Origin of the sequence: Castellaniella sp., from assembly GCF_049650445.1 — a bacterium.
GTDB lineage: Bacteria > Pseudomonadota > Gammaproteobacteria > Burkholderiales > Burkholderiaceae_B > Castellaniella.
Genome location: NZ_JBASAD010000037.1, coordinates 22,035 through 47,461 on the forward strand (window position 1 = coordinate 22,035; position 25,427 = coordinate 47,461).

Consider the following 25,427-nt stretch of genomic DNA (forward strand, 5'->3'; position numbering starts at 1 on the left):
CCAATGAGTCAGCATGTTCATGACATCAGCTCCTGCGGGCGCCGCCGATGCGGCCCTGGCGCAAGGCCTCGACCACCTGGGCCTTGGGTCCATCGGCCACGATGCGACCGTGGTCGATGACCATCAGACGATCGACCAGATCCAGCAGAGACGTGCGGTGCGTGACCAGGATCAGGGTCTTGCCCTCGCTGGCAGCCCGCAGGCGGGTCTTGAGCTGGGATTCGCTCTGGTGATCCATATTGCTGCTGGGCTCGTCCAGCAGCAGGATCTGGGGATCGTTGACCAGGGCGCGGGCAATGGCGATGGACTGGCGCTGGCCGCCGGACAGGGAATCGCCGCGCTCGCCGACGATCATGTCATAGCCTTCGGGGTGACTGGCGGCGAATTCGTCCACGCCGGCCAGTTGAGCGGCGCGCAGGACGTCCTCGTCCGTGGCGAACGGCGAGGCGATCGTCAGGTTGTGCTTGAGGGTGCCGTAGAACAGCACCGGGTCCTGGGGCACGTAACCGACCGCGCGGCGCACGTCGGCCGGGTCGATCTGGTTCAGATCGATGCCGTCGATCAGGACAGTGCCGGAGGTCGGCGCGTAAAGCTTCAGGACGAGTTTTTCAAGCGTCGTCTTGCCCGAACCGATGCGGCCGATGATGCCGATCTTTTCGCCGGGCTGGACACGGAAGCTGATGTTGTCCAGCGCCGCGAGAGACGTGTTGGGATAGGCAAAGGTGACGCCCTGGAAATCGATGCCGCCCTTGAGCACAGGGCGCGGCATGAAGGAGCGGTCCGCCGGGCGCTCGACCGGCATGCCCATGTAGTTGTCGATGGACTTCAGGGACGCCTTGGCATTGTGGAACTGCATCATCAGGCCGACGACCTGCCCCAGCGGCGCCAGGCAGCGTCCGGAGATCATGGAGGCCGCGATGATGCCGCCCATGGTCATGCCTTCCTGGACCAGGTAGACGCCGATCACCACGACGGCGATGTTGACCAGTTGCTGGCAGGTCTGCACGAAGCTGACGGTGATCGACGAGGTGAGCTTGATGTGCGCGCCCAGTTCGGCCAGCCAGCGGGTGGATTCTTCCCACATGCGCTGGGTATGGCTCTGGGCGTTCAGGGCCTTGACGGTTTCCATGCCGTTCAGGGCCTCGATCAGGCCGGCGTTGCGCTGCGCCCCGGCCTGGAAGGATTCGAGGGTCATTTTTTCGACCCGTGCCAGGGAAAACAGCGACACGACCAGGATCACGACGATGGCCACCAGCGGCGGCAGCACCATCCAGGGCGAGATCCAGGCCAGCACGGCCAGGAACAGCAGCACGAAGGGCAGATCCACCAGCGTGGTCAGGCTGGCCGAGGCGATGAAGTCGCGCACGGACTCGAAGGAGCGCAGGTTCGAGGCAAAAGACCCCACCGACACCGGCCGGCTTTCCATGCGCAGGTCCAGAACCTGTTCCATGATGCGTGAGGACAGCTCCACGTCCACCCGCTTGCTGGCGATGTCCACGACGTAGGCGCGGATGGCGGTCAGCACCAGATTGAACACCATGGCCAGGGCGATGCCGATGGTCAGCGCCCAGAGCGTCTCGACCGCGCTGTTGGGGATGACGCGGTCGTAAATGTTCATCGTGTACAGCGGCATGACCAGCGCGAAGATGTTGATCAGCACGGCGGCGGCCACGGCGTCGCGGTAGAGCTTCCAGTTGCCCAGCATCGCGGCCCAGAACCAGTGGCCGCTGCGCGCCCGCATGTGGGCGTCCTCGGTGCGGTCTTCGGTGCGGTAGCGCGGCTGCACGAAACAGGCCAGGCCGGCGTATTCGGCTTCGAGTTCGGCGCGCGGGACTTCGACGGGTTCGGCCGCCTCGGGGTAATGGACCAGATAATGGTCGCGGCGTTCCAGGATCAACACGCAGGCGCGCTGGTTCTTGAGGAACAGAATGGCCGGCATGACGCTGCGCGACCAGTTGCCCAGGGTGCGACGCACGATGCGGGCGTTGCACTGGGCGCGGCCGGCGGCGCGCCCCAGCAGGGAGGGCGTCAGGCACTGGTCCACCAGAGGCAGACCCGAGGACAGTTGCTGGGCAGTGCAGGGACGCCCCAGCAAGCGCGTGACCAGGACCAGGCTGCCCAGCAGGGAGTCGTCGTGCAACTGGTGCGGCGTGGCGCCCGGCAGTTCCGGCGCCTGGGCGGCACTGGACGGATCGGGGGCTTCGGGTTGGTCTGCCATCGCGGCAGCGGCCTCAGAGGATGGCATCGTCGTCGGAAATCAGGTTCAGCGCGCCCTGCAGGCGCTGGCGGGTGCGCTTGCGCTCGGCAAGCTTTTCCAGCGCCTGGGGCGGCAAGTCGGTCAGGCGCAGGGCCCCGTTGGCGATCAATGCGTCGATCAGATCCTCCAGGACCCGGATGAATCCAGCATCCAGGTCGGAGAGATCCTGCTTGAAACGGTCCTGATCAGAGGCCATCGGCATTCCCCATGCGGCAGGGAAAGCCGGGCCACCGCAACTGCGGTGGACGACCGGACCTTCACCTTCAGACCGGGCCGCAAAGCCCGGGTATCGCTTGATTTGAAAGAAAGTTTTAAGACTCAGTTCCAGCCACTGGCTTTACCGGCCTTGCCCGCAGGCGCCAGCACGGGCGGCTTGACGCCGGACTGGTAGTTGACCTGGACGGGCTGCAGGTTGCGGGTGTCCGGCAGCGGCGTCAGGCAGGCCTTGAGGATTTCATCCGGAAATTCGAGCTTGGCAGCTTCATCCGGCTGTTCCTGGTAGGGGTCGGCCAGACCCAGCGCCGGCAACACCTGGTGGGACAGAGCCAGCCAGTGATATTCGGCCGTGCGCAGGTCGAAGACCCCGTTGGTGAGCGCCCGCCGGGCATCGAACAGTTCGTTTTCAGTGTCGAGCAGATCCAGCAGGGTGCGCTGGCCGATCTTGAACTGCTGCATGTAGGCCACACGCACCTGGGCGATGTCGCGTTCATGCTGCTGCAGGAAGGGCATCTGCTGACGCAGGCGCACGACGTTGTTCCAGGCGATGGAGAGCTCCTGCTGAACGTTGCGGCAGGTGTAGTCGCGCACGTCCCGGGCGGCGTAGGTCTGGGCCGAAGTCTGGCGGACGCGGGCCGCGTCCGCACCGCCGCGGAACAGATTGAAGTTCGCGAACAACTGGACGTTGGAGCTCTGCGTGGTCTCGTTGTTGATGTAAGGCGGATCGGAGCGGTCGCGGCCGGTGGCGGCGCGCAGCTCCAGCGTGGGAGAGAAGCGGCCCTGGGCCGAAGCCTTGCCGCGTTCAGCCGCCTGGACCAGCGCCTGTTTCGCCAGCACGGAGGGGCTGACGCGCACGGACTGGGTGAAATCGGTTGGGTCCTTGGGCAGCGAAGCGGCGACGTCGGGCGCATCGGCCATCGTCTCGGTCGGCACCTGGCCGACGATGCGCTGGTAGCGCTGGGTGACGTCGTTCAGGTTGCCCGCAGCAGTCATCAAGTTGGTCTGAGCCAGCGCCAGACGGGCCTGGGCCTGGACTTCGTCCACCCCGCGGCCGACGCCCGAGGAACTGCGCTCGGAGATCTGCCCCAGGATGTCCTTGTGCAGGTTGTAATTCTGCTGTGCCAGATTGACCTGTTCGCGATAGCGCTGGACGTCCAGGTAGGCCTGGACCGCCTGCTGGGCCAGATCATCGACCGTAGCCTTCAGGGTGTAGTAGTCGGCCAGTTTTTCAAAGCCCAACTGACGCACGTCGTTGATCGTGGAAAAACCGTCGAACAGCAACTGGCGCAGGGACAGGCTATAGCCGTTGCGGTTCCAGTCGGTGGATCCGTTGGTGCTGGTGCTGCCCCGGTATTCGCGGCCCGTCCAGCCTTGCAGGTTGACTTCGGGCAGCAGGGCGCCGCGGCGGACCTTCTGGCCCTCGACGCCGGACTGGAAGTTGTGGAACTGGGCGCTAACCTCGGGGTTGTGGAGGACGGCGGTCTCGACCGCCTGGGTCAGCGTGACGTTGTCGGCAAAGGCTGCGGGGGCGAAAGCGAAGGCGAGGGCCGTCCAGAGGGCGGACAGCGTTGTTTTTTTATGACTGGCCATGTTCAATGCTCCTGAACTCGGGGACCAGAGCGACCTTTGAGGCCGCCGCGTCTTGATTGAGATTCACGCACCCGGATAGCTGTCGAAGGCAAACGCCTGAAACCGAAACGGGTGCCGGCAGCATGGCCGACGTATTCAACGACGCCTGAAACCGATGATGCCGTGCCTATGAGTAGACGGTGCAACCGCCTCAACTGCATCAGTATCGGATATGCATGGGAGTAGAGGTGCCTTGATCCAATGGCAAGTCGGAGCCCCTGGCTTCCGGCCAGAGTTCTTGAAGCATGAACTTGCGTCTTGGTACGTTTCAGAATCAAAACGTAGGCATATTGTACGAATTCGAAGCAACAGTGACTAGTATTGACATCGATCAAAAACGCATAATTGCCCCTTTATAAGGGTATATCCCATGCTGGCCACCTGGATTTGAGCATTCAAACCCGGTTTTGAAACCTCTTTCCGGCCTGCGGCACCCCCGCGCACAGACGCGACGCAAGCCACGTACAATCATGCTTGCCCCTCCCGGCATGCCGGTCCCGTCCGACACGCCGGCTCCGCCCCGTCGCCGCCCATGTCCGTCATTCTGCTCATCCTGCCCGATTTTCTGCTGATCGCCCTGGGCTGGATCCTGCTGCACCGGCTGGGATTCGACCGGACCTTCTTCGCAGGGGCGGAAAAACTGGTCTATTTCGTTCTGTTTCCCGCCCTGCTGTTCCATTCGATCACCCGCACACCGTTGGATTTAGGCAACACCACGGTGATGCTGACCGCCACGGTCGGCGTCATGCTCGGCGGCATCGCCCTGGCCTGGCTGGGCCGCCTGGTGGTGCGCCCGGACCCGGCGGCGCATGCTTCGGTCGCCCAGTGCGGCTTCCGCTTCAATACCTATCTGGCCTTGTCCCTGGCCGGCGGCCTGCCCTGGTCCGGCGCGCAGACGACCATGGCCGTGTTCGTCGGCTTCGCCGTCCCCATCAGCAATATCGGCGCGGTGCATGCCCTGGCCACCCGGCACGGTGGGGGCGCACTGCGGGAAATCGCCCGCAATCCTTTCATCCTGGCCACGCTGGCGGCACTGGCCTGCAATTTCCTGCGTGTGCCCATTCCCCATGTCCTCGACGTCGCGCTCGGCCGGCTGGGGGCCTGCGCCCTGGCCATCGGCCTGCTGTGCGTGGGCGCCACCCTGTCCCTGCAAGGCGGACGCGCTCATGCGCCGCTGATGGCCTGGATGGTGACGGCCAAGCTGATCCTGCTGCCACCGATTGCGCTGGCACTGGCCTGGGCACTGGACCTGTCGGCCGGCGAACGGCTGGTGCTGGTCCTGTTCAGCGCCCTGCCCACGGCCTCCTCGGCCCATGTGCTGGCCACCCGCATGGGCGGCGATGGCCGGCTGGTCGCGGTCACCATGTCGATCGGCACACTGCTGTCGGCCGTCACCCTGCCGCTGTGGCTGGACGCCGTGACCTGAATCCCGAAGGCTCTCCCGATGACGACTCCGCTCCCCTCGATTGAATGGTCCCTGCCGGACGAAGACGCCACCGTCGCCCTGGCGCAACGCCTGGCCGAACAGGTCTGTGGCCGCACGCCGGGCGCGCCCCCCGCCGGGGGCCGCATCCACCTGCGCGGCGAGCTGGGCGCGGGCAAAACCAGTCTGGCCCGCGCGCTGCTGCGGGCCGGTGGCGTGACCGGCCGGATCAAGAGTCCCAGCTACGCGCTTCTTGAAAGCTATAACGTTTCTAACTTATACTTCTATCACTTTGATTTCTATAGATTTAGCGATGCACATGAATGGCGGGACGCAGGTTTCGACGAACTGCTGGCCGAAAACGCGGTCGTCCTGATCGAATGGCCCGAGCAGGCCGGCACGCGTCTGCCGCCTCCGGACCTGGACATCCGCCTGGAATACGCCGGCACCGGTCGGCACGCCCGTCTGACCGCCTGCAGTGAAAAAGGACAACAATGGCTGACGCATCTGGACCCGCCATGCCGATGAATACCCCCGCTGCTCCCCTGCGGCGCAAGATGATCGCGGGCGGCGGCGCCCTGTTGCTGCTGCCGGTCGTGCCACGCTTGGCGCAGGCCGCCACCATCCTGGCGGTGCGGACCTGGCCGGCCGACGAATACACGCGCGTGACGCTGGAAATGGACACCGAGCTGAAGGCCGAGCACTTCACGCTCGACAGTCCGCATCGACTGGTGGTGGACATCGAGGGCCTGCGGCTGAACCCCGCCCTCAACGATCTGGTCTCCAAGATCCGGCCCAACGATCCCTACATCAGCACCGTGCGTGCGGGCCAGAATCGCCCCGACGTCGTGCGCCTGGTGTTCGACCTGAAGCAGGACGTGGCACCGCAGGTCTTCACCCTGAAGCCCATCGGTGAATACAAGTACCGTCTGGTGCTGGACCTGTACCCGAAGGTCGCGCAGGACCCCTTGATGGCGCTGCTGAAGGACGCGGACAACGACCCGCTGGCCGGCATCCTGGAAAATCTCGCCCAGGACAGTCCGACCGAGGCGCCCATCCCCTCGGTCGAAGGCCAGAAGCTGCCGCCGACCGCACGCAAGCAGCCCGACGACACCCCGCCGCCCCAGCCGCGCGCGGCGCCTGGCGTCCGCACCGGCCGGCCGATCCTGATCGCGCTGGACCCCGGCCACGGCGGCGAGGATCCGGGCGCCATCGGCCGGCGCGGCACACGCGAAAAGGACATCGTCCTGCAGATCGCGCACCGGCTGAAAAAACTGATCGACGCCCAGCCGAACATGCGCGCCTACCTGACCCGCGACCGCGATTACTTCGTGCCGCTGAACGTGCGCGTACAAAAGGCCCGCCGCGTCCAGGCGGACCTGTTCATCTCCATCCACGCGGACGCCTGGATCAAGCCCTCGGCGCGCGGCTCGTCGGTCTGGGCGCTGTCACAGAACGGCGCCACCAGCTCCGCCGCCCGCTGGCTGGCAAAGAAAGAAAACGACGCCGACCTGATCGGCGGGGTGAACCTGGGCGCGCACAACGCTCAGGTGGCCAAGGTGCTGCTGGACCTGTCCACAGGCGCGCAGATCAACGATTCGATCCGGGTCGGCACCCAGGTCCTGGGCGAGATCGGCAAGATCAACCAGTTGCACAAGAACCGCATCGAACGCGCCGGTTTCGCCGTGCTGAAGGCACCGGACATCCCCTCGATCCTGATCGAGACCGCCTTCATCAGCAATCCCCAGGAAGAGCAACTGCTGCGCACTGCGGCGCACCAGCAGCGCATCGCCAACGCGGTGTTCAGCGGGATCCGGGACTATTTTTCGGCGCAGCCCGCGTTGGCGCGGCGTGAATGAAACAGGGCACGAAACAGTCCTCTGCGGGCTGTTTCGTGCCTCGTGAATCCCGGCGCCCCGCAAGACGCGGCACGGACGCTCTCAGGCTTCCTCGGCCTTCTTGCCGCGCAGCAGCTTCCAGAGGACGCCGCCGACCGCCGGCACGGCGGCCGCCCCCACGCCGATCAGCACGATGGTGTTGAGGTGCTCCTTGATGATGGGCACATTGCCGAAGAAATAACCCAGGGTGATCAGACCGGCAACCCAGATGACGGCCCCCAGGACGTTATAGAACTGGAAGGTCACCCAGCGCATGGCCGCGACCCCGGCCACGAAGGGCGCAAAAGTCCGGAACAGCGGCAAGAACCGCGACAGCACGATGGTCTTGCCGCCGTGTTTTTCATAAAAGGCATGGGTCTTGATCAGGGCCTTGCGGTCCAGGAAGCGATAGTCGCGTGAAAAGACCTTGGGGCCGATGAAGCGCCCCACCTGATAATTGACGGTATTGCCCAGGATCGCGGCCACGATCAGGATGCCGCCCATCAGGACCGGGTCCAGCAGGCCGGAGGCACCAAAGGCCCCGGCGATGAACAGCAGCGAATCCCCCGGCAGGAACGGCAGCACGACCAGCCCCGTTTCACCAAAAATGATGCAGGCCAGAATCAGGTAGATCCAGGCGCCATATTCGGCGACCCAGACGCCCAGGTACTGGTCGATGTGCAGAATGAGTTGGAACAATTCAGCCATTTGGCCGCGAGACCTCGAAAAAGGGGAAGGGACCCGGCGACGGGGCCGGGCAACTTGCTCACTATAATCGTTTTCATGATGCGAACCATTGCCGCCCTGCCCGACGTCCTGATCAGCCAGATTGCTGCGGGCGAAGTCATCGAACGCCCCGCCTCCGTGCTGAAGGAACTGCTGGAAAACGCCCTGGACGCCGGTGCCCGGGCCGTCGAGATCCGCCTGGACGGCGGCGGCATCCGCCGCATTCTGGTGGCCGACGACGGCCACGGGATTCCGCCCGGACAGATGTCCCTGGCCCTGCAACGCCACGCGACCAGCAAGATCACGTCCCTGGCGGAACTGGAATCGGTGGCTACCATGGGATTCCGGGGCGAAGCCCTGGCCTCGATCGCCTCGGTCGCCCAGTTGACCCTGACGTCCCGCACGGATGGCGACACGCAGGCCTGGCAGATCACCGCAGGCCAGACGGAACCGACCCCGGCGGCCGGCCCTGTGGGCACGCGCGTGGACGTGCGCCAGTTGTTCGACCACATCCCCGCGCGGCGCAAGTTCCTGCGCAGCGATCAGACCGAATACGGCCACTGCCTGGGCGCCGTGGAGCGCATCGCGCTGGCGCACCCCCGGGTGGCCCTGCGCCTGTTCCACAACGACAAGCCGCAGCGCAACTGGCCGGCCACCGACATCCACGGCCGCATCCGCGACGTACTGGGCGAGGAATTCACGGCCCAGAGCCTGCCGGTATCGGCCGAGCAGGGTCTGGTCGCGCTGGAAGGCTGCATCACGCGCCCGACCTTTGCCCGCAACCGCGCCGACCGGCAATATCTGTACGTCAACGGCCGCTATGTGCGCGACCGCACGGTGTCCCACGCGGTGCGTCAGGCCTACGCCGACGTGCTGCATGGCGACCGCCAGCCGGCCTTCGTACTGTTCCTGACGCTGGACCCGGCGGGAGTGGACGTGAACGTGCATCCGGCCAAGCACGAGGTCCGCTTCCGCGACAGCGGCGCGGTACACCGCTATGTCTCCCAGACGCTGGGCGAGGCGCTGGCCGGGCGCGGCGGCGCCGCCGTGGACGGTCCGATCGATGCCCCCCCGGCACCGACGGATGGCGACGCTGCCGCCGAACCGGCGACGGCGACGGCGCCGGGTGAGCCCAGTCCCGTATTCCCCCGGCCCGGCACGACCGCACCCTTGTCCGGCGGGTCGGGTGCAGCCCGCCCCGCATCTTCCTACCCTGCCCGAATCCCGGTGCAGCAGCGTTTCCCGCTGAACGACCGGATCCCGGCCCAGGACTGGCGCAAGCTGTATCAGCCGCTGGATGCGGCAGATTCGGCGGAAGCGACCGGCTCAGGACGGGTGGCCCCTGCGCCAGGCCAGATGGCTGCGGGCGCGCCGGATCAGACGGGCGATCTGCCGCAATCGGCAAGTTTTGCGCCACCGACAGCCGCCGGGCAGCCCGGAGACGCCGATCTGCCCCTGGGCATGGCGCTGGGGCAATTGCACGGCATCTACATCCTGGCCCAGAACGCGCGCGGCCTGATTCTGGTGGACATGCACGCCGCGCACGAGCGCGTCGTCTACGAATCCCTGAAACTGTCCCTGGATCAGGCACCCCTGCCGGCGCAGGAGCTGCTGGTGCCGGTGGTGTTCACGGCTTCGGAGATCCAGGTGGCCACCGCCCAGGCGCACCAGGACACGCTGGATGCCCTGGGGCTGCGGATCCGCGCCACCGGCCCGGCCTCGCTGGCCGTGCGCGCCGTGCCGGCCCTGCTGGCGCGAGGCGATATCGAATCCCTGGCGCGCGGCGTGCTGGCCGACGTCGAACGCATCGGCCACTCGGCCCGGCTGACCGAGCAGCGCAACGAACTGCTGTCGACCATGGCCTGCCACGGCGCGGTGCGGGCCCATCGGCGGCTGACCCTGGACGAAATGAACGCCCTGCTGCGCCAGATGGAGCGCACCGAGCGCGCCGACCAGTGCAACCACGGCCGCCCCACCTGGTTTCAATGGAGCCTGGGCGATCTGGACAAGCTGTTCATGCGGGGGCAGTAGGTGTCCTCGCAAACCCCCGTCCTGATCTGCCTGGCCGGCCCGACGGCCTCCGGCAAGTCCGCTGCTGCCCTGGCCCTGGCCGAGCGCTGGCCCATCGAGATCATCGTGATGGACTCGGCAACGATCTATCGCGGCATGGACATCGGCACGGCCAAACCCTCGGCCGAGGAACAGGCGCGGGTGCCGCACCATCTGCTGGACATCCGCGACCCGGCGCAAGCCTATTCCGCCGCCGAGTTCGCCCGGGACGCCGCCACGCTGGCGCAAGACATCCGCGCGCGCGGCCGCATCCCCCTGCTGTGCGGCGGCACGATGCTGTACTACAAGGCCCTGCGCGAAGGATTGAACGACCTGCCCGAGGCCAACCCGGCGATCCGCCGGCAACTGGACGAAGAAGCCCTGGCACACGGCTGGCCGGCCCTGCATGCCGAGCTGGCGCGCGTGGACCCCGTCACGGCCGCCCGGCTGGCACCCAATGACAGCCAGCGCCTGCAACGCGCGCTGGAGGTCTGGCGCGGCAGCAGCCGGACGCTGAGCGACTGGCTGACCGAACCGCCGCGCCCCGCCCTGCCCGGCTGGCGCTTCGAGACCATCAGCCTGGAACCCTCCGACCGGTCCGTGCTGCACGCACGTATCGCGCAGCGCTACCAGACCATGATCAGCGCAGGCCTGCTGGCCGAAGTCCGCGCTCTGCGCGCACGTCCGGACCTGCATCCGGGCCTGCCCTCGATCCGCTGCGTGGGCTACCGCCAGCTCTGGGACCATCTGGACGGCCATGCGACCCTGGCCGAAGCGGTCGAACAAGCCATCGCCGCCACCCGCCAGTTGGCCAAACGCCAGATCACCTGGCTGCGCTCGCTGCCGCAGCGGATCAGTGTGGATTGCCTGTCGAATCGGGCCGTAGCTGAAGTGGCACGGCACTGTGCCCGGATACTGGGTGACTGATCAATTGCTTGCCGGCTCGACCAGGAACTTGCCGTCCTGGTAAGCCAGGATCACCACGAATTGACCTTCCTGCAAGGGATGCCGGGAAATAACACCATAGGTCGTATCCTCCAGCTTGATCCTGCCGAGATAGCTTGTCTGCGATTCTCGACGTGAATCTGCAAACACCTGAACGATCGGAACTTGCCGCCCCGCGTACTGTGCGAGACCCGCATTCAACGCAGAGGGGGCTGCTTGCCGCACACGATTCTGCAGATAGATTCCGGTCAGTACCCAACCGAACATGGCGACCATGAAAATAACGATCTGGGCCGCCAGCGGAATACCAGGGAGATCAGCGAACGCGACGACGGAGACGCCGGTTGTGATCAACCCCGCGCCGACCCAGAACAAATAGACCCCGGGGACAATGAGTTCCAGGCCCATGACGATCACGCCCAAGATCAGCCAGATCCACGGGTTGTTGAAAATCACATTCAGGAATTCCATGAATCTGATTCCGTCCGCTTATTTTCCAGCCGTCTTCAGCATTTCCGCCACCCCGGCAATGGCGCCCGTGACCCCGCCGGCTTCCAGAGGCATGAGAACGAGCTTGCTGTTGGACGAAGAACCGATCGTCTGGAGAGCAGCCACGTATTTCTGGCCCAGGAAATAGTTGATGGCCTGCTGATTGCCTTCTTGCAAGGCTTTCGAGACGACCTCGGTTGCCCTGGCTTCGGCCTCGGCCTCGCGCTCACGGGCCTCGGCGTTGAGCACGGCAGCCTCTTTTTCTCCCTCGGCGCGCAACACGGCGGCTTGCTTTTCACCCTCGGCCTTCAACACCTCGGCCTCTTTGCGGCCATTGGCTTCCGTCACCAGGGCGCGACGCTTGCGCTCAGCCGTCATCTGCAAGTTCATCGCTTCCTGCAACTCGGACGACATGCTCAGATCGCGGATTTCGATGCGGGTGATCTTCACCCCCCACGGCGCGGTTGCTTCATCCACGGCTTCCAGCAGCCTGGCATTGATCATTTCACGATTGCTGAGCATGTCATCGAGCTGCATCGAGCCCAGGACGGAGCGCAGATTTGTCGTCGTCAGATTGACGATGGCGGTGGTCAGGTTGTCAATCTGATAGGCCGCTTTCGCAACCTCATCGATTCGATAAAACACGACCCCGTCAGCAGTCACGGCGACATTGTCCTTCGAAATGACGCTTTGGGAAGGCACGTCCAGCACGGACTCCATGACGGTCAGCTTTTTGCCGATCACGTCGATAAACGGCACGATCAGGCTCAGGCCGGGATCAAGGGTGCGGGTGTAGCGGCCGAAACGCTCGACCGTCCATTTCTGCCCCTGGGGAACGACCTTGATACCCGCATAAAACGTCGCCATGACCACAATGGCCAGGACGGCAAGAAACATCAGGGAACCGCTCATGGATGACTCCAAAGTTCAAAAACGAGACGCTGGGATACGGCGATGCAAAGACCGCCGTCCAGCGTAACCGCATTAATCGACGATCGTCTGCGCACCGCCTTCGGCGCGGGCTTTGATTTCACCCAGCGCGTAGACGGTTTCACCCTGGGCGCGCAGCGTCGCAGCGATGGCGTCGGCCTGGGCCGGGTCAACCACCAGCACCATGCCGATGCCGCAGTTGAACACGCGCGCCATTTCCTGGTCGGCCACACCGCCCTGGACCTGCAGCCACTGGAACAACGCCGGCCATTGCCAGGCGTCGCGATGCAGGTGGGCGCACAGGTCGGACTTGAGGATGCGCGGCACGTTTTCCAGCAGGCCACCGCCGGTGATGTGCGCCAGACCCTTGATCCCCGTGCCGTGGGCTGCCAGAGCGGCGAGCACGGACTTGACGTAGATGCGGGTGGGTTCCATGACCACGTCGCCCAGGGGGCGGCCGCCCAGATCCTGGTCGGGACGCGCACCGGCGTGCTGCAGGATCTTGCGCACCAGGGAATAGCCGTTGGAGTGTGCCCCGCTGGAGGCCAGACCCAGCACCGTGTCGCCGGCCCGGATGCCGGCACCGTCGATGATCGCGGATTTTTCGACCGCGCCGACCGCGAAGCCCGCCAGATCGTATTCGCCGTCCGGGTACATGCCCGGCATTTCGGCCGTCTCGCCGCCGATCAGGGCGCAGCCGGCCAGTTCGCAGCCGCGCGCGATGCCGCCCACGACGCTGGCCGCCGTATCCACGGACAGCTTGCCGCAGGCGAAGTAGTCCAGGAAATACAGGGGCTCGGCGCCCTGGACCAGGATGTCATTGACGCTCATCGCGACCAGATCGATGCCGACGGTGTCGTGGCGCTGCCATTCGAAGGCCAGGCGCAGCTTGGTGCCCACGCCGTCGGTGCCGGACACCAGCACCGGTTCGCGCAGGTGGCGCGGGATCTCGAACAGGGCGCCGAAGCCGCCGATCCCCGCCATCACGCCGGGGCGCATGGTGCGGGCAGCCAGGGGCTTGATGCGGTCGACCAGCGCGTCGCCGGCGTCGATATCGACCCCGGCATCGCGGTAGGTCATGGAGGGAGAGGTGCCTTGTGTCATGAGAAAAACCGCCGAATGTGCAAGAATTGCAGGTTTGAATGCCTGAAAACCTCTGATTTTACGATGAAGTGCCATTGTGTATGACACAGCAATTGTTGCTCGACATCCTGCCCGGCACGATGCCGTCGCTGGACGGCTTCGTGGCCGGCGCGAACCAGGCCGCACTGGAGGCCGTGCGGGGGCTTGAGCCCGGCCGCGCCGTCTACCTGTGGGGGGGCGTCGGCTCGGGACGCAGCCACCTGCTGCGCGCCCGCGCGCTGGGCGAAGGCTGCCATTACCTGGACGCCCGCACCCCGGCGCAACGGCTGCACGCGCTGGCCACCGACGAGGACCAGACCCTGTCCCTGGTGGCGGTGGACGACGTCGCCGACCTGAACCCCGCCGCCCAGGCGGCGCTGTTCGCGCTGTTCAACCGCTGGCGCACCGCCACCGGCACGCCGGGCGCCTTCGCCCTGCTGACGGCAGGCGACCGCGCGCCCCTGACCATGCCGCTGCGCGAGGATCTGCGCACGCGCCTGGGCTGGGACCTGGTCTACCGCCTGGAACAACTGTCCGACGAGGACCGCGCCCAGGCCCTGCGCGACCGCGCCCGGCAGCGCGGGCTGCAGTTGTCCGACGAAGTGCTGCACTGGATCCTGACCCACTGCGACCGCGACATGGGGCGCCTGACGGCGCTGATCGACAGCCTGGACCAGTATTCCCTGGCCCGCCACCGCTCCATCACCCTGCCTCTGCTGAAAGACCTGCTGGCCGACGTGCCGGCCCCCCCGAGGAACCCATGACTGCACCGACCCACCTGGCCCTGTTCGACCTGGACCACACCCTGCTGCCCTTCGACAGCGACTATCAATGGGCCGAATTCCTGGCCCGCACCGGCCGAGCCGGCGATCCGGAAGAAGCCCGCCGCCGCAACGACGACCTGATGCACCGCTACAACGAGGGCACCCTGTCCGCCGAAGAAGCCGCCGACTTCATGCTGGGCCTGCTGCGCCTGGGACGACCCGACGAACTCGACCGCTGGCACCTGGACTACATGGCCGAGGTCGTCGAACCGGGCATTCTGCCTGCCGCGCGCGCCCTGGTGGCCGAACACCAGAATCGCGGCGGGCTGTGCGCCATCGTCACGGCCACCAACGCCTTCGTCACCGCCCCCATCGCCCGGGCGCTGGGCTTCGACCACCTGATCGCCACCCTCCCGCAGCGCGATGCGCAGGGCGGCTACACCGGCCGCATCGAGGGCACGCCCAGCTTCAAGGCGGGCAAGGTGCTGCGCGTGCGCCAGTGGCTCCAGGATCTGGATCTGCAACTGGAAGACTTCGACGAGTCCTGGTTCTACAGCGATTCCATGAACGATCTGCCCCTGCTGGAAGCCGTGACCCATCCGGTGGCCACCAACCCCAGCCCGGCGCTGCGCGAAACCGCCACCGGCCGGGGCTGGCGCATCCTGGACCTGTTCGGCGATCTGCAAGACGCGAAATCCTGAGACAAAAGGGCCCCCACGCTGCGCAGGCTACGCCCGCTTGCTGCACCCCGAGGGGGCGCGTTTTACCTTGGGGCGGCCCGGCGGTAAAACCCCCACGCTGCGGCGGCGAGGACATAGGTGCAACAAAGCCTTAAAATACGCGCCATGCTCAAGCAGACCATCAAGAATTTCGTCTCGCGCCTGTTCGCGACCCCGCCCAGCGGCCCGGTGCGCCTGTCGCGCGACACGCACGGCATCGACCGACGTCTGGTGTCGCGCCACGCCATCAAAGTCTGCGAAGTCCTGAACCAGCACGGCTTCGACGCCTACATTGTGGGCGGCGCGGTGCGCGACCTGATCGTCGGCCTGGAACCCAAGGACTTCGACGTCGCCACCAACGCCACGCCCAACCAGGTGCGGCCGCTGTTCCGGCGCGCCCGCATCATCGGCCGGCGCTTCCAGTTGGTGCACGTGGTGTTCGGCCAGGAAATCATCGAAACCTCGACCTTCCGCGCACCGTCCTCCGGCGAGCAGAAAACCGACGAACATGGCCGCATCCTGAGCGACAACGAATTCGGCACCCACGAAGAAGACGCCGCGCGCCGCGACTTCACCATCAACGCCCTGTACTACGACCCTCTCAAGGAAGAAGTCATCGACTTCCACCAGGGCGTGGCAGACCTGAAGAACCGCGTGGTGCGGATGATCGGCGACCCGGAAACACGCTATCGCGAAGACCCGGTCCGCATGCTGCGGGCGCTGCGCTTCCAGGCGAAACTGGGTGCGCGCATCGACCCGGCCACCGACGCCCCGATCAGCCGGCTGGCACCGCTCATCGAGCACGTCCCGGCCTCGCGCCTGTTCGACGAAACGCTCAAGCTGCTGACCTGCGGCCACGCCATGGACTGCCTGCGCGAACTGCGCCGTTCGGGCCTGACGAAAAGCCTGATCCCCCTGATCGACCGCATCTTCGAAGAAGACGGCGGCGAGGACTTCGTGGAAATCGCCCTGTCGCGTACCGATGCGCGGGTGCGCGCGGGCAAGCCCATCAGCCCCAGCTTCCTGTTCGCCGCCCTGCTGTGGCGTCTGGTGCAAAAACGCTGGACCGCCCTGGTCGCTCAGGGGATGCAACGCAACGAAGCCCTGATCGACGCCGCCGACTCGGTCATCGAAGCACAGATGGACAAGCTCGCCATCCAGCGCCGCCACCAGGCCGACATGCGCGAAATCTGGCTGATGCAGGCCCGGTTCGAGCGCGCCACGGTGCGTTCGATCTGGCGCATGATGGAACAGCCGCGTTTCCGCGCCTCCGTGGACTTCCTGCAATTGCGGGCCGAGGCCCGCGAAGTCGACAGCGTCCTGGCCCAATGGTGGATGGACCTGTCCGACAGCAACGACGAACGCCGTTCGCAGATGATCGATACCTGGCAGGCCGGCCATGCCGGTGCCCGCCGCACCGGCTCCGGCACGACCCGCAAGCGCCGCCGGCGTCGCAGTTCATCCTCGTCAGAGGGTCAGTCCGGGCAGACCTCCTCCCCGACCGGCGGCGAGGCCTGAGCATGACGGCCTCGGCCTACATCGGCCTGGGCGCCAATCTGGGGGACGCGGCCGCCACGGTACGCCGGGCAGCGGCCGAACTGGCCGCCGTGCCGGGCGTCGCCGATTTGCAGCTTTCGCCCCTGTACGGCACCGCGCCGGTGGATTCCTCGGGTCCGGACTACGTCAACGCCGTCGCCCGCCTGGACACGACACTGCCGCCGCTGGCGCTGCTGGCGGCGCTGCAGGCCATCGAACAGCGCCACGGCCGGGAACGCCCCTACCGCAACGCCCCGCGTACCCTGGACCTGGACCTGCTGCTGTATGGCGACCAGACCATCGCCCTGCCCGAACTGACGGTCCCTCATCCGCGCATGCACGAGCGCGCCTTCGTCCTGCGGCCGCTGATGGACCTTGCCCCTGGTTTGACGCTGGATCAGGGCGGGCTGGACGCGTTGCTGGCACGCTGCGCGGACCAGGCCATCCAGCGCCTGGATTGAGGTTCTCCGCCAGCACGGGTGGTTTACACTGGCGCGCATTGTTTCTCCGGAGAACGCCTGCCATGCCGTCCCATCCCCTCCTGCGCCTGGTCGTCGCCTACACCGACACCCGCGTGATCGGCCTCGACGGCGGCATGCCCTGGCATCTGCCTGCCGATCTGGCGCACTTCAAGCGCAACACGCTGGGGCATCCCATCATCATGGGGCGCAAGACCTGGCTGTCCCTGGGACGCCCCCTGCCCGGCCGCCGTAATCTGGTGCTGAGCCGCGATCCGGCCTTTGCCGCGCCCGGCGCCGAATGCCACGCCACGCTGGAAGCCGCCCTGGCCAGTTGCGCACAGGCCGAGCTCGTCTGCGTCATCGGCGGCGAACAGGTCTTTCGCCTGGCCCTGCCGCTGGCAGACGAACTGATCGCCACGGAAATCCACGCCGATCTGGACGGCGACACCTGGTTCCCTGAATTGCCTGCCGGACACTGGCAGGAAGCCGAACGCCTGCCGCAGCCGCCTGAAAACGGCTTGGCCTACGATTTCGTCACCTACCGGCGCGCCCCGGGGACGAAAGCCGCCTGAGCGCGGGAGCGGACCGTCAACCGCCCGACGAGGCTTTGGCGCGCGCCCGGATCGCCGTCACCGGCTCGCCCGCGATCCCCCAGTTGTCGGTATCGACTTCCTCGATCACCACGAAGGTGGTCTGGGGGTTCTTGCCCAGCACGTCCACCAGCAGTTGGGTGGCGCCCTCGATCAGACGGGTCTTCTGTTCGGCAGTGACGCCCTCGCGGGTGATCTTGATGTTGACGTAGGGCATGGGCGGTCTCCGGTTCAAAAAGATTAAAGATACAAGATAAAAAAATCCGGCGATCCGCGCAATACGGAACTCGCCGGGCAGGGCATGCGATCGGCCCGGTCCTGTGAAGGCCGGGCCGTGGACAGAGGTCAGGCCGTGACGGGATCGGCGATGTAGGCCTCGATCGGCGGGCAGGCGCAACTGAGGTTGCGATCGCCCCAGGCGTTGTCCACCCGCGCGACGGGCGGCCAGTACTTGCGCGCCGCCATGCCGGGCAGCGGGAAGGCGGCCTGTTCACGGGTGTACGGGTGCGTCCAGTCCTGCACCAGCAGCGTGGCCGCGGGGTGCGGGGCGTTGACCAGCAGATTGTCGTCGACAGGCTGCTCACCGCGTTCGACGGCGGCGATTTCCTGGCGGATGGCAATCATCGCGTCCACGAAGCGGTCCAGTTCTTCCAGGCCCTCGGACTCGGTCGGTTCGACCATCAGCGTACCGGCCACCGGGAAGCTCATGGTGGGAGCGTGGAAACCGTAGTCCATCAGGCGCTTGGCGATGTCCTCGGCGCCGATGCCGCTGCTGTCCTTGATCGGACGGATGTCCAGGATGCACTCGTGCGCCACCCGGCCATTGGCCCCTGCGTACAGGATCGGGTAGTGCGGCGCCAGGCGCGTCGCCAGATAGTTGGCGTTCAGGATGGCGACCTGGGTGGCACGACGCAGGCCTTCGGCCCCCATCATCATGATGTACAGGGTCGGGATCGGCAGGATGCTGGCCGAGCCAAAGGGCGCAGCCGACACCGGACCGGACTGGCCCGCCGGCAGGCGGCCGTCCTCACCCACTTCACCGGGCAGGTACGGCGCCAGGTGCGCGCGCACGGCCACGGGGCCGATGCCCGGGCCGCCGCCGCCGTGCGGGATGCAGAAGGTCTTGTGCAGGTTCAGGTGCGACACGTCGGAGCCGAAGCGGCCCGGCTGGGCAACGCCCACCATGGCGTTCATGTTGGCGCCGTCCAGGTAGACCTGGCCGCCGGCTTCGTGGATCAGGTCGCAGATTTCCGTGACCGTGGTCTCGAACACGCCGTGCGTGGACGGGTAGGTGATCATCAGGGCGGCCAACTGGTCGCCGACCTGAGCGATTTTCGCCCGCAGATCCGCCATGTCGATGTTGCCGTTGTCGTCCGAGGCGACGACCACCACGTCCATGCCCGCCAGATTGGCCGAGGCCGGATTGGTGCCATGCGCCGAGGCCGGGATCAGGCAGACGTTGCGCTGATGCTCGCCGTTGGCCTGGTGATAGCCGCGGATCGCCAGCAGGCCGGCGAACTCGCCCTGGGCCCCGGAATTGGGCTGCAGGCTGATGCGGTCGTAGCCGGTGATCTCGCACAGCGCGGCGCACAGGCGTTCGATCATTTCCTGGTAGCCCTGCGCCTGACCGGCCGGAGCGAAGGGGTGCATGTGGCCGAATTCGGGCCAGGTCACCGGGATCATTTCCGCCGTCGCGTTGAGCTTCATGGTGCAAGAGCCCAGCGGGATCATGGTGCGATCCAAAGCCAGATCCTTGTCCGCCAGGGTGCGCAGGTAGCGCAGCATGTCGGTCTCGGACTTGACGCGCGAGAAGGCCGGGTGCGCCAGGATGGCGCCCTGGCGGCGCAGCGCCGCCGGGATGCCGTCGGTCTCGGCCGAGAAGTCGGGCGCGGCGCGGGCCACGCCCAGGCCGGTCGCCAGCGCACCGACCAGGGTCTCGATGTCCTGAGCATTGACGGTCTCGTCCAGCGACAGCGCGACGTGCGTGTCGTCCACGCGGCGCAGGTTCATGCCGCCGTCCACCGCCGCGTCCAGCACCGCCTGGGTGCGGGCGCCTGTTTCCAGGTGCAGGGTGTCGAAGAAGGTGTCGTTGACGACCTTGACGCCCATGGCGCGCAAGGCACCGGCCAGTTGACCGGTGTGACCGGCCACGCGGCGGGCGATGCGGGCGATCCCCTGGGGACCGTGCCACACGGCGTACATGGCAGCCATCACGGCCAGCAGCACCTGCGCGGTACAGATGTTGGACGTGGCCTTTTCCCGGCGGATGTGCTGTTCGCGGGTCTGCAGCGCCAGGCGCAGGGCCTGTTCGCCGCGCGCGTCCTGGGACACGCCCACCAGACGGCCCGGCAGATTGCGCTTGTAGGCGTCCTTGCAGGCCATGAAGCCGGCGTGCGGGCCGCCGTAGCCCATGGGCACGCCGAAGCGCTGGGCCGAGCCCACCGCGATGTCGGCGCCCCATTCGCCCGGCGGCGTCAGCAGCGCCAGGCCCAGCAGGTCCGTGGCCACGGCGACGATGGCGCCGGCGGCGTGGGCCTTTTCGGTCAGGGCGCGATAATCCGCCACACCACCCAGGCTGTGCGGATACTGCAGCAGCACGCCGTAGCAGTCCGGCAGGCCGTCGGCTTCGTCGCCCACCACCAATTCGATACCCAGGCCGGCCGCGCGCGTGCGCACGACTTCCAGGGTCTGAGGATGCACATGGGACGACACGAAGAATCGGTCGGACTTGGCGCGCGAGACGCGGCGCGCCAGCGTCATGGCCTCGGCCGCGGCCGTGGCTTCGTCCAGCAGCGACGAGTTGGCGATGTCCAGCCCCGTGAGATCGGCAATCATGGTCTGGTAGATCAGCAGGGCTTCGAGTCGGCCCTGGGAGATCTCCGGCTGATACGGCGTGTAGGCGGTGTACCAGGCGGGATTTTCCAGAATGTTGCGCAGGATCACGTGCGGCACGTAGGTGCCGTAGTAACCCTGGCCGATGTAGCTGCGCAGCACCTGGTTGCGGCCGGCGATGGCCTTCAGGTCCGCCAGCGCCTCGACTTCGCTCAAGGGACCGGGCAGGTCCAGATACGGAGCTTCGGACAGGATGTTTTCCGGCACGACCTCGCCGATCAGGGCGTCCAGGCTGGTGGTGCCGATGGCCGCCAGCATGGCGCGCTGGTCGGCTTCGGACGGCCCGATGTGGCGGGCAATGAATTCGGAATGCGTGGCGGAATCGCGCGGCATGGGGTTCTCCGGGGTAAAACCGAGTGAATCAGGGTGTGGCGGGCGCGACGTGGATCAGGCCTGGGCCTCGTAGGCAGCGGCGTCCATCAGGGCGTCGACGTCGGCGGCGTTGTCGGGCTTGATCTTGAAGATCCACTGGTCATAGGCGGCTTCGTTGATCAGGGCGGGCTGGTCGTCCAGGGCTTCGTTGAAGGCGACGATCTCGCCGGCAACCGGCGCATAGATGTCGGAAGCGGCCTTGACGGATTCGACCACGGCGGCGGTGTCGCCGGCAGCCAGATGCGCGCCGACCTGGACGTCGCCGACGAAGACCAGATCGCCGAGCTGGTCCTGGGCGTCGTCAGTGATGCCGACCAGGAAGCAATCGCCGTCAGCCTTGACCCATTCGTGGGAGGCCGTGTATTTGCGGTCGTTGGGAATGGACATGATGTACCCCGTTGTCAGTGATGGAGAATGGAAGAAGAAAGAATTGCGATCAGACGCGATCAGACCAGGGCCTGACCGTTGCGCACGAACGGCGGGCGCACGATTTCGGCGGGCAGCCACTTGCCGCGGATTTCGACCTCGGCGCGGTCTCCCGGCGCCGAACCGACCGGCACGCGGGCCAGGGCAATGGAAAAGCCCAGCGTGGGCGCCATGGTGCCGCTGGTGAGTTCGCCTTCGCCCTGGGCGGTGCGAATCTTCATGTGACCGCGCATGATGCCCCGGTCCAGCAGCTTCAGGCCGACCAGTTCGCGGGCCTTCGAGGCGGCCTGCAAAGCGGCGCGGCCGATGAAGTCGCGGGACTCGTCTTTCATCGAGACGGTCCAGGCCAGGCCGGACTCCAGGGGATGGACGGTCTCGTCCATGTCCTGGCCGTACAGATTCATGCCGGCTTCCAGGCGCAGCGTGTCGCGTGCGCCCAGGCCGCAGGGCCGCACGCCGGCTTGCGCCAGGGCATCCCAGAAGGCCTTGACGGCGGTGGCGGACAGGACGATCTCGAAACCGTCCTCACCGGTGTAGCCGGTGCGCGCCACCAGGGTGTTTTCGTCGATCAGGGTGCCGGTGAAGGGCTTGAGGTCCTGGGTGACGGGCTTCCAGTCGGGATGCACGGACCAGACGGCCTCGCGGGCGGCGGGCCCCTGGACGGCCACCATGGCCAGGTCGCGCCGGGGGGCGACGGTCACGCCATAGGCGGCGGCCTGTTCACGCATCCAGACGAGATCCTTTTCCGCCGTGCCGGCGTTGACGACCACGCGCCAGCGTTCCGGGGCGAAGAAATAGACGATCAGGTCGTCGATCACCCCGCCCTCGGGGCGCAGCATGCAGGAATAGATGGCCTTGCCGGGCTGCCCGGCAATGCGGGACACATCGTTGGCCAGCAGATGGCGCAGGTAATCCTGGGCGCGTTCGCCGGTGACGTCCACGTTGAGCATGTGGGACACGTCGAACATGCCGGCGGCACGGCGCACGGCGTGGTGTTCTTCGAGTTGCGACCCGTAGGCCAGGGGCATGTCCCAGCCGCCGAAGTCGACGATCTTGGCACCCAGGGCGACGTGGGTTTCGTACAGGGGGGTTTGCGCGGGCATGGAAACTCCGGACGAGAAAAAAGGGCGGCAAGGCATGCCGGCAGCGCCCTTCTGTCCTTTTGCCTGAGAGTTGCCCCGTACCGCAGGGGGTTCACCTTCGGCGCCCGCGCCCGATTCAAGGGGCGGATCTCTCCAGAATGCTGCGATGCGATGACGGCATCATGCGGATGGTACGGGGTGCCTGAGCGATTCCGGGCGAATTGCGCCTTCGGCGGCCGCCCGATGACAAGGCGGCACTCTCCCACCCGCATCGGGTGACAGCAAGGGCAAAATATACCCTGAAATGGGGGGATTCAACAATCGCCCTGCGTCCTTGGAAGACCCTGTGCGAATCAGGCAACATCCTGTCCAGGCGGACGCTCAGACAAAGCCCTGCTCCCGCCAGCGGGCGCGCGTGTCCGCATCCACGCCCAGCCGCTCCAGCACGGCATCGGTGTGCTCGCCCAGCGCCGGGGCCGGACGGTCGATCCCGCCCGGGGTGGCGGACAGTTTCGGCACGATGCCCGGCACCTGGCAAGGCGTGCCGTCGGGCAGCGCCTGGTCCAGGATCATGTCGCGGGCACGGTAGTGCGGGTCGGCGGCGATGTCGGCAATGTCGTAGATGCGTCCGGCGGGAATGCGCGCCTCGTTCAGGATCGCCAGCACCTCGTCCTGGGTGCGCGAGGCGGCCCAGTCGCCGATGGCGCCGTCGATGACGGCCACCCGAGCCACGCGCCCGGCGTTGTGCGCCAGGGCCGGATCGTCGCCCAGGTCCATCCGGCCGATGGCCTGCATCAGGCGGCGGAAGATGCTGTCGCCGTTGCCGGCAATCAGCACGTAGCCGTCGCGGCAGGCATAGGCATTGCTGGGGGCGATGCCCGGCAAGCTGCTGCCGGCCGGCTGGCGGACCTCGCCGAACACGGCGTATTCGGGCAGCAGGCTTTCCATCATGTTGAAGACCGATTCATACAGCGCCACATCGATCATCTGGCCCGTGCCGTCGCGGTCACGCGCGCGCAACGCCAGCAGCACGCCGATGACGCCATGCAGGGCCGACAGGGAATCACCGATGGACACGCCCACGCGCACCGGCGTGCGGCCCGGTTCGCCGCTCAGGTGCCGCAGGCCGCCCATGGCCTCGGCCACCACGCCGAAACCGGGCCGGTCACGGTAGGGACCGGTCTGGCCGTAGCCTGAAACGCGCAGCATGACCAGGCGCGGATTGACGGCGCGCAGCTCGTCCCAGCCCAGCCCCCAGGATTCCAGGGTGCCGGGCTTGAAATTTTCGACCACCACGTCGCATTCGGCCACCAGGCGACGCACGACGGCCTGGATTTCCGGCTGGCGCAGATCCAGGGTCACGGACTGTTTATTGCGCGACTGCACCTGCCACCAGACCGAGGTGCCCGCATGCAGCAGGCGCCAGTTGCGCAAGGGGTCGCCCTGCCCCGGCGGTTCGATCTTGATGACCTCGGCGCCGAATTCGCCCAGCATCTTGGCGGCGAACGGCCCGGCGATGAGCTGGCCCATTTCCAGCACCCGGATGCCGTTCAGGGGTTTGTTCATGTCCGTCCTCCGATGACGATGGCTATGTCACGGACGATTCTAGCGCCCGTCCGCAGGCCACGCCCGAAGCCCAGGCCCACTGGAAGTTGTAGCCGCCCAGCCAGCCGGTGACGTCCACCGCCTCGCCCACCACGTGCAGGCCCGGACAACGGCGCGATTCCAGGCTGCGCTGGTCCAGTTCGTCCGTGTCCACGCCGCCGCTCATGACCTCGGCCTTTTTATAGCCGGCGGTGCCTGTGGGCCATAGTTCCCATCCGTGGATACGGTCCGCCAGCTCGCGCAACTGGCGATCCGGCAGATCGGCCAGACGCTGCCCGCCATCGGCGGCCAGCCAGGCTTCCGCCAGACGCCGGGGCCAGATGCCGGACAAGGCCGTCAGCAGCGTTTGCCGGCTGCCTGATTTGGCGGCAACCAGTGCATCGCCCATGCTCCGCCCAGGGGCCAGATCGATGCAGATCGGATCGCCCGGCTGCCAGTAGCTGGAAATCTGCAGAATGCCGGGACCGGACAGGCCGCGATGCGTGAACAGCAGGTCTTCGAGGAATTCGGCGCGGGCGGTACGCCGGTTTTTGCGGCCGGTGCGCTGCGGGCGTTCCGGCGCGCCCGCGTGACCCTCGCCCGTCGCGGCGGACTGGGTCCCGGACGGTTCGTGCGACAGGCGCACCTCCAGGGACACGCCGGCCAGGGCGGCATAAGGCCGCCACTGCTCCGCGTCGAAGCTCAGCGGCACCAGCGCCGGACGCGGCTCGATGATGCGCAGACCGAACTGGCGCGCGATCCGCAGGCTGAAATCCGTGGCGCCCAGTTGCGGGATCGCCAGGCCGCCGGTGGCCAGCACCAGCCGGGTGGCCCGGATCGGCCCCGCATCGGTGTCCAGCCGGAAGCCGGCCGTTTCCCGCGCCACGTCCCGGACCGTGCAGGGCATGCGCCACTGCACCCCGCCCGCCTCGCACTCGCGACGCAGGACCTGGATGATGGATTCGCTGGAATCGTCACAGAACAACTGGCCCCGGTGCTTTTCATGCCAGGACACGCCATGCGTACGCAGCAGGTCCAGAAAGTCTCCCGGCCCGTAAGCCCGCAGGGCGGAGCGGCAGAAATCGGGATTGCGCGACAGGAATTGCGCCGGGGTGGTGCCCAGATTGGTGAAATTGCAGCGCCCGCCCCCGGAAATGCGGATCTTTTCCGCCAGCCGTTCGGCATGGTCGATCAACACCACCCGCAGGCCGCGCTGGGCCGCCACGGCGGCGGTCATCATGCCGGCGGCGCCGGCACCGATGACGGCGACATCGAACGGGGCGCGGCTCATGCGGCCGCCCCGGCTGTCACCGGGCCGACCGCCAGCGCGTCAAATCC

The 25,427-nt window shown here is 66.7% G+C and carries 23 protein-coding genes and 2 riboswitches; of the genes, 10 read left to right on the forward strand and 13 right to left on the reverse strand.

All coding sequences use genetic code 11. The features are described 5' to 3' along the window. Nucleotides 1–25: 25 nt before the first annotated feature. The 3 genes from WA983_RS13145 to WA983_RS13155 form a co-directional block, all read right to left on the reverse strand. The gene (locus WA983_RS13145; RefSeq protein WP_424249470.1) at nucleotides 26–2,218 is read right to left on the reverse strand and encodes a type I secretion system permease/ATPase; all 2,193 of its coding nucleotides are present in this window, start codon (nucleotides 2,216–2,218) and stop codon (nucleotides 26–28) included. Nucleotides 2,219–2,231: 13 nt separating this feature from the next. Next, nucleotides 2,232–2,453: a hypothetical protein gene (locus WA983_RS13150; protein ID WP_424249468.1), complete on the reverse strand. Its 222-nt coding sequence runs from the start codon at nucleotides 2,451–2,453 to the stop codon at nucleotides 2,232–2,234. Nucleotides 2,454–2,575: 122 nt separating this feature from the next. Beyond that, nucleotides 2,576–4,063, reverse strand: coding sequence for a TolC family outer membrane protein (locus WA983_RS13155; protein ID WP_424312159.1), 1,488 nt, complete (start codon nucleotides 4,061–4,063; stop codon nucleotides 2,576–2,578). A 571-nt stretch (nucleotides 4,064–4,634) separates the two neighbouring features. Between WA983_RS13155 and WA983_RS13160 the strand changes: the two genes are divergently transcribed. Genes WA983_RS13160 through WA983_RS13170 form a run of 3 tightly spaced genes read left to right on the forward strand, consistent with a single transcriptional unit; the run spans nucleotide 4,635 to nucleotide 7,384 of the window. Beyond that, a complete protein-coding gene (locus WA983_RS13160; protein ID WP_424248858.1) occupies nucleotides 4,635–5,528 on the forward strand; it encodes an AEC family transporter in 894 nt (297 codons plus the stop codon). A gap of 18 nt (nucleotides 5,529–5,546) precedes the next feature. Further along, nucleotides 5,547–6,053 (forward strand): tRNA (adenosine(37)-N6)-threonylcarbamoyltransferase complex ATPase subunit type 1 TsaE, encoded by a 507-nt coding sequence (tsaE, locus tag WA983_RS13165; RefSeq protein ID WP_424248860.1) that lies wholly within the window; start codon nucleotides 5,547–5,549, stop codon nucleotides 6,051–6,053. Beyond that, on the forward strand, nucleotides 6,044–7,384 hold the full coding sequence (locus WA983_RS13170; protein WP_424312160.1) for an N-acetylmuramoyl-L-alanine amidase: 1,341 nt from the start codon (nucleotides 6,044–6,046) through the stop codon (nucleotides 7,382–7,384). Before tsaE ends, WA983_RS13170 begins: the two co-directional genes overlap by 10 nt. 81 nt (nucleotides 7,385–7,465) lie before the next feature. Here the strand turns inward: WA983_RS13170 and WA983_RS13175 are convergent, their stop codons facing one another. Further along, the gene (locus WA983_RS13175) at nucleotides 7,466–8,110 is read right to left on the reverse strand and encodes a VTT domain-containing protein (protein WP_424312161.1); all 645 of its coding nucleotides are present in this window, start codon (nucleotides 8,108–8,110) and stop codon (nucleotides 7,466–7,468) included. 75 nt (nucleotides 8,111–8,185) lie between these two features. Here WA983_RS13175 and mutL point away from each other — a divergent pair, with 75 nt between their 5' ends. Then, a complete protein-coding gene (gene mutL, locus WA983_RS13180) occupies nucleotides 8,186–10,159 on the forward strand; it encodes a DNA mismatch repair endonuclease MutL (RefSeq protein ID WP_424312162.1) in 1,974 nt (657 codons plus the stop codon). Continuing rightward, on the forward strand, nucleotides 10,160–11,104 hold the full coding sequence (miaA, locus tag WA983_RS13185) for a tRNA (adenosine(37)-N6)-dimethylallyltransferase MiaA (protein WP_424312163.1): 945 nt from the start codon (nucleotides 10,160–10,162) through the stop codon (nucleotides 11,102–11,104). Here miaA and WA983_RS13190 read toward each other — a convergent pair whose 3' ends face one another. The 3 genes from WA983_RS13190 to purM form a co-directional block, all read right to left on the reverse strand. After that, nucleotides 11,105–11,593: an NfeD family protein gene (locus WA983_RS13190; protein WP_424312164.1), complete on the reverse strand. Its 489-nt coding sequence runs from the start codon at nucleotides 11,591–11,593 to the stop codon at nucleotides 11,105–11,107. It abuts the gene before it with no gap. A gap of 18 nt (nucleotides 11,594–11,611) precedes the next feature. Further along, nucleotides 11,612–12,523, reverse strand: a complete 912-nt coding sequence (locus WA983_RS13195; RefSeq protein WP_424250035.1) for an SPFH domain-containing protein — start codon at nucleotides 12,521–12,523, stop codon at nucleotides 11,612–11,614. Nucleotides 12,524–12,595: 72 nt separating this feature from the next. Continuing rightward, nucleotides 12,596–13,645 carry a phosphoribosylformylglycinamidine cyclo-ligase gene (gene purM / locus WA983_RS13200; RefSeq protein WP_424312165.1) on the reverse strand — a complete coding sequence of 350 codons (1,050 nt, stop codon included), beginning with the start codon at nucleotides 13,643–13,645 and terminating at the stop codon, nucleotides 12,596–12,598. Between the two features lie 80 nt (nucleotides 13,646–13,725). Between purM and hda the strand changes: the two genes are divergently transcribed. From hda to WA983_RS13225, 5 genes are all read left to right on the forward strand, one after another. Then, a complete protein-coding gene (hda, locus tag WA983_RS13205; RefSeq protein WP_424250040.1) occupies nucleotides 13,726–14,427 on the forward strand; it encodes a DnaA regulatory inactivator Hda in 702 nt (233 codons plus the stop codon). After that, nucleotides 14,424–15,128, forward strand: coding sequence for an HAD family hydrolase (locus WA983_RS13210; protein WP_424250042.1), 705 nt, complete (start codon nucleotides 14,424–14,426; stop codon nucleotides 15,126–15,128). The genes hda and WA983_RS13210 overlap by 4 nt, the downstream gene beginning before the upstream one ends. Before the next feature lie 144 nt (nucleotides 15,129–15,272). Further along, a complete protein-coding gene (gene pcnB, locus WA983_RS13215) occupies nucleotides 15,273–16,664 on the forward strand; it encodes a polynucleotide adenylyltransferase PcnB (RefSeq protein ID WP_424250050.1) in 1,392 nt (463 codons plus the stop codon). A 2-nt stretch (nucleotides 16,665–16,666) separates the two neighbouring features. After that, on the forward strand, nucleotides 16,667–17,143 hold the full coding sequence (locus WA983_RS13220; RefSeq protein ID WP_424250043.1) for a 2-amino-4-hydroxy-6-hydroxymethyldihydropteridine diphosphokinase: 477 nt from the start codon (nucleotides 16,667–16,669) through the stop codon (nucleotides 17,141–17,143). A 62-nt stretch (nucleotides 17,144–17,205) separates the two neighbouring features. Further along, nucleotides 17,206–17,715, forward strand: a complete 510-nt coding sequence (locus WA983_RS13225) for a dihydrofolate reductase (RefSeq protein ID WP_424250045.1) — start codon at nucleotides 17,206–17,208, stop codon at nucleotides 17,713–17,715. A gap of 16 nt (nucleotides 17,716–17,731) precedes the next feature. On the opposite strand, the gene WA983_RS13230 is transcribed toward WA983_RS13225, so the two are convergent. The 6 genes from WA983_RS13230 to WA983_RS13255 form a co-directional block, all read right to left on the reverse strand. Beyond that, nucleotides 17,732–17,950, reverse strand: a complete 219-nt coding sequence (locus tag WA983_RS13230) for a tautomerase family protein (RefSeq protein WP_424250047.1) — start codon at nucleotides 17,948–17,950, stop codon at nucleotides 17,732–17,734. 128 nt (nucleotides 17,951–18,078) lie between these two features. After that, complete coding sequence (gcvP, locus tag WA983_RS13235; protein WP_424312166.1) at nucleotides 18,079–20,958, reverse strand: aminomethyl-transferring glycine dehydrogenase; 2,880 nt, start codon at nucleotides 20,956–20,958, stop codon at nucleotides 18,079–18,081. A gap of 54 nt (nucleotides 20,959–21,012) precedes the next feature. Further along, nucleotides 21,013–21,384 (reverse strand): glycine cleavage system protein GcvH, encoded by a 372-nt coding sequence (gcvH, locus tag WA983_RS13240; RefSeq protein ID WP_424247478.1) that lies wholly within the window; start codon nucleotides 21,382–21,384, stop codon nucleotides 21,013–21,015. Nucleotides 21,385–21,443: 59 nt separating this feature from the next. After that, the gene (gcvT, locus tag WA983_RS13245) at nucleotides 21,444–22,526 is read right to left on the reverse strand and encodes a glycine cleavage system aminomethyltransferase GcvT (protein ID WP_424247476.1); all 1,083 of its coding nucleotides are present in this window, start codon (nucleotides 22,524–22,526) and stop codon (nucleotides 21,444–21,446) included. A gap of 41 nt (nucleotides 22,527–22,567) precedes the next feature. Beyond that, nucleotides 22,568–22,672, reverse strand: a riboswitch (glycine riboswitch). 12 nt (nucleotides 22,673–22,684) lie between these two features. Next, nucleotides 22,685–22,780: riboswitch (glycine riboswitch) on the reverse strand. Nucleotides 22,781–22,886: 106 nt separating this feature from the next. Beyond that, nucleotides 22,887–24,071 (reverse strand): CaiB/BaiF CoA transferase family protein, encoded by a 1,185-nt coding sequence (locus tag WA983_RS13250; RefSeq protein ID WP_424312167.1) that lies wholly within the window; start codon nucleotides 24,069–24,071, stop codon nucleotides 22,887–22,889. A gap of 22 nt (nucleotides 24,072–24,093) precedes the next feature. Then, the gene (locus WA983_RS13255) at nucleotides 24,094–25,380 is read right to left on the reverse strand and encodes an NAD(P)/FAD-dependent oxidoreductase (RefSeq protein WP_424247224.1); all 1,287 of its coding nucleotides are present in this window, start codon (nucleotides 25,378–25,380) and stop codon (nucleotides 24,094–24,096) included. Between the last annotated feature and the right edge of the window lie 47 nt (nucleotides 25,381–25,427).